The organism is Streptomyces europaeiscabiei, assembly GCF_001550375.1.
Lineage (GTDB): Bacteria > Actinomycetota > Actinomycetes > Streptomycetales > Streptomycetaceae > Streptomyces > Streptomyces europaeiscabiei.
Genome location: NZ_LRTR01000651.1, coordinates 1 through 4,511, shown reverse-complemented (window position 1 = coordinate 4,511; position 4,511 = coordinate 1). Strand labels below are relative to the sequence as shown.

The window sequence follows — 4,511 nt, the reverse complement described above, 5'->3', positions numbered from 1 at the left end:
CCGTGGACGGTGTCGGGCAGGACCGCGGCCGCGCTGCGTGACCAGGCAGCCCGCCTGGCCGCCCACGTCCGCGCCCACCCCACCACCGACCCCCACGACACCGCCCTGGCCCTGGCCACCACCCGCACCCACTTCGACCACCGCGCCGTGGCCACCGCCACCACCCCCGACGAACTCCTCACCGCCCTCGACGCACTCACCGAAGACCGGACATCCCCCCACCTCGTCACCGGCCAGCCCGCCAAACACGGCACCCTCGCCATCGTCTTCCCCGGCCAGGGCACCCAACGCACCGGCATGGGCCAACACCTCTACACCCACTACCCCACCTACGCCCAAGCCTTCGACGAGGTCTGCACCCACCTCGACCCACTCCTGGGCCGCCCCCTGCGCGACCTCGTCCACACCAGCGAAGACATCCACCAGACCCAATACACCCAACCCGCCCTCTTCGCCTACCAAGTCGCCCTCTACCGCCTCACCGAATCCTGGGGCATCACCCCCGACCACCTCATCGGCCACTCCATCGGCGAAGTCACCGCCGCCCACATCGCCGGCATCCTCACCCTCCCCGACGCCTGCACCCTCGTCGCCACCCGCGCCCGACTCATGCAAACCGCCACCGAAGGCGGCCCCATGGTCGCCCTCCAAGCCACCGAAGACGAAGTCCTCCCCCACCTCCAAGGCCGCACCCACCAAGTCTCCATCGCCGCCCTCAACGGACCCCGCTCCACCGTCATCGCCGGCGACGACCAAGCCGTCGAAGACATCACCCGCCACTTCGAAGACGAAGGCCGCAAAACCAAGTGGCTCAACGTCTCCCACGCCTTCCACTCCCCCCACATGGAAAGCATCCTCGACGAATTCAGCACCACCCTCACCACCCTCACCTTCCACCCACCCACCATCCCCGTCATCTCCAACCTCACCGGCCAACTCGCCACCGACGACATCCAAACCCCCCACTACTGGGCCCGACACATCCGCAACACCGTCCGCTTCGCCCACGGCATCACCACCCTCAACAACCTCGGCACCACCACCTACCTCGAACTCGGCCCCGACGGCACCGCCGCCGCCATGACCACCACCTGCCTCCCCGAAGACACCCAGGCCCACGTCATCCCCGCCCAGCGCAAGGACCGCCCCGAAGCCCTCGCCCTCACACAGGCCGCCGCCCACCTCCACACCCACGGCCGAACCATCGACTGGTCCGCCCTGCTCGCTCCGAGCCACCCCACCCCGGCCCCCCTGCCCACCTACGCCTTCCAGCACCAGCGCTACTGGCTGCCCGCGACCTCCGGGGCCCGGACGGAGACCGACATCGCCGCGGCGGGGCTCACGCCCGCCGACCACGCATGGCTGACGGCGGTGGCCACCCTTCCGGACAACGACGGTCACCTGCTCAGCGGGCGCCTTTCGCCGCGCACGCACACCTGGCTCGCCGACCACGCGGTGTTCGGCGGGACGCTGGTGCCCGGCACCGGCCTGGTGGACGTGGCGCTCGCGGCCGCGCGGGCCGTGGGGGCCGCGCGGGTGCGCGAGTTGACCCTGGCCAAGCCGCTCGTGGCGGACACGGCGGTGCGGCTGCAGGTTCGCGTCGAAGGCCCCGACGAGCACGGGCACCGCGCCCTCGCGGTCTACAGCCAGGTCGAGGACACGCCGGACCCGGGCGCGTGGCAGCTCAACGCGACCGGTGAGGTCGCCGACGCCGCGCCCGCGGACGACGGCGTGCAGGCGGCGCCGGAGCTGAACGGCTGGCCCGTCCCGGACACCGACCCGGTCGACCTCGGCGGCTTCTACGAGGGCCTGGACGCGCAGGGCTTCACATACGGTCCGGCGTTCCGCGCCCTGAAGGAACTGCGCACCCGGGGCAGGGTGGCGTACGGGCGGGTCGTGCTGCCGGAGGCTGCGGGCACGACCGAGGGATACGGAGTGCATCCGGCGCTCCTCGACAGCGCGCTGCACGTGCTCGCCGGGATCACGTCGGCGGACGACCGGCCACAGGGCGACGCGGTGGTCCTGCCGTTCGCATGGTCGGACGTGGAGCTGTACGCGACCGGAAGCACCGAGCTGCGGGTGCGGATCGAGCTTCTGGAGCCCGAGGACCAGGCTCCGGTGGCGTCCGTCCTGGTGACGGACGCCGAGGGAGCGCCGGTGCTGCGAGCCCGTGCGCTCAGGATGCAGCGGGCGACGGCACAGCAGTTGCGGGCCGCCCAGGACGCCGGGGCGGAGCACCTGTACCGCCTGGACTTCCAGCGGATGCGCCTGGAGACGGACGCACGGCCCGAAACCGGCGGCGAGGGGCTGCTGGTGCTCGGCGACGGCACGGTCGCCCAGGCGCTCGGGGTGACGGCTGCCGAGACGCTCGCCGAGGGTGCCGCGCCGCGCCGCCTCGTCGTGGACCTGACGGCGAACAGGACCGGTGCCCCGGCCGCTGACGCGCGGGGCGCGGCGCTGGACGCGCTCGCGCTCGTCCAGCGGGTCCTGGCCGACGAGCACCTGCACGGCACCGAGGTGGTGTGGGTGACGCGGGACGCCGTCGCCGCCCGCCCGGAGGACGAGGCGGGCGGCCTCGCGGACGCCGCCGTGTGGGGTCTGGTACGCACCGCACGGGCCGAGCAGCCGGAGCGGCTGCTGCGCTTGGTCGACGTGGGCACGCAGCCGCTGGATCCCGCGATGCTGCACGCCGCGCTCGCCGCCGACGGTGAGCCGGAGCTGGTGCTGCGCGGCGACGGCGGGTACGTCCCGCGCCTGGTACGCGCCCAGGGGGCGGGCACCACGGTGGCGGTGCCCGCCGGGGACGCTCCGTGGCACCTGACCGTCCGGGAGAAGGGCCGCCTGGACGCGCTCACCGCCGTGCCCGTGGACCGCTCCGCGCCGCTGGGCGCCGGGGAGGTGCGGGTGCGGGTGCGCGCCTCCGGCCTGAACTTCCGTGACGTGCTCAACGCCCTGGACGTGGTGCACGCGCCGGAGCTCGGTCTGGAGTTCGCCGGTGACGTCGTGGAGGCCGGCTCGGACGTGACGCATCTGCGGGTCGGCGACCGGGTGATGGGCCTGTCCGTCGCCACGTTCGGCACCGAGGTGCGTGCCGACGCCCGCGTGGTGGCCCGCGTCCCCGAGGGCCTGGGCTATGCGCAGGCCGCGACCGTGCCGCTGGCGTTCCTCACCGCGTACTACGCGCTGACCGATCTGGGCGGGCTGCGCGCGGGTGAGAAGGTGCTCGTGCACGCGGCGGCCGGCGGTGTCGGCATGGCCGCCGTCCAGCTGGCCCGGCACCTGGGTGCCGAGGTGTACGGCACGGCGAGCGAGGGCAAGTGGCCGGCGCTGCGCGCCCTGGGCCTCGCGGACGACCGCATCGCCTCCTCGCGCGACACCGGCTTCGCCGAGAAGTGGCGCGGGCAGGGCATCGGCATCGTCCTGAACGCGCTCACCGGGGAGTTCGTCGACGCCTCGCTGGGGCTGCTCGGTGAGGGCGGCCGGTTCCTCGAGATGGGCAAGACCGACGTCCGCGACGCCGACGAGGTGGCCGCCGTCCACGCCGGGGTCCGCTACCAGGCGTTCGACCTGATCGAGAGCGGCCCGCTGCGGATCCGGGAGATGTTCGCGATCCTCACCGAGCTGCTGGCCGAGGGGGCGCTGGCGCCACTGCCGTACACGGCCTACGACCTGCGGAACGCGCCCGACGCGCTCCGGTACATGGGCCAGGGGCGGCACACCGGCAAGCTGGTGCTCACCGCGCCGCAGCCGCTGGATCCGGAGGGCACCGTCCTGATCACCGGGGGCACCGGTGAACTGGGCCGGGCCGTTGCCGAGCGGCTGGTGCGCGAACACGGCGTGCGTCACCTGGTGCTGACCGGCCGCCGGGGTCCGGACGCGCCCGGCGCGGACGCCGTGGCCGCGGCCCTGGAGGAGGCGGGCGCGGCCGATGTGCGGATCGTCGCCTGCGACGTGGCGGTGCGCGACCAGGTCGCGGCCGTCCTCGCCGACGTGCCCGGCGACCGCCCGTGGACGGCCGTGCTGCATCTGGCCGGGGTGATCGACGACGGCATGGTGGCGGGGCAGAGCGCCGAGCGGCTGGCGGCGGTGTTCGGCCCGAAGGTCGACGGCGCGGTGCACCTGCACGAGCTGACCGCGGGCCTGGACCTGGCCGCGTTCGTGCTGTTCTCCTCGGCCGCGGGCACGCTCGGCTCGCCGGGCCAGAGCAACTACGCCGCGGCCAACGCCTTCCTGGACGCGCTCGCCGCGCACCGCCGCCACCGGGGATTGCCCGCGGTGAGCCTGTCGTGGGGCCTGTGGGCGCAGCACGGCACCGGAATGACCGCGCACCTGGGCGAGGCCGAGCTGGCCCGGATGCGCCGCCAGGGCGCCCATCCGCTGACGCTCGCCGAGGGGCTCGACCTGCTCGACGCGGCGCTGCGCCGGCCCGAGCCGCACCTGGTTCCGGTGAAGTTCGACCTGGCGGCGCTGGGGCGTGGCGCGGGCGTGCCCGCGCTGCTGCGGGCGCTGGT

1 protein-coding gene is annotated in these 4,511 nt (G+C 74.2%); it reads left to right on the top strand.

The genetic code is table 11. From position 1 onward, the window contains the following. Positions 1 to 4,511: SDR family NAD(P)-dependent oxidoreductase (locus AWZ10_RS31690; protein ID WP_159058417.1), on the top strand; the 4,511-nt coding region annotated here is incomplete at both ends.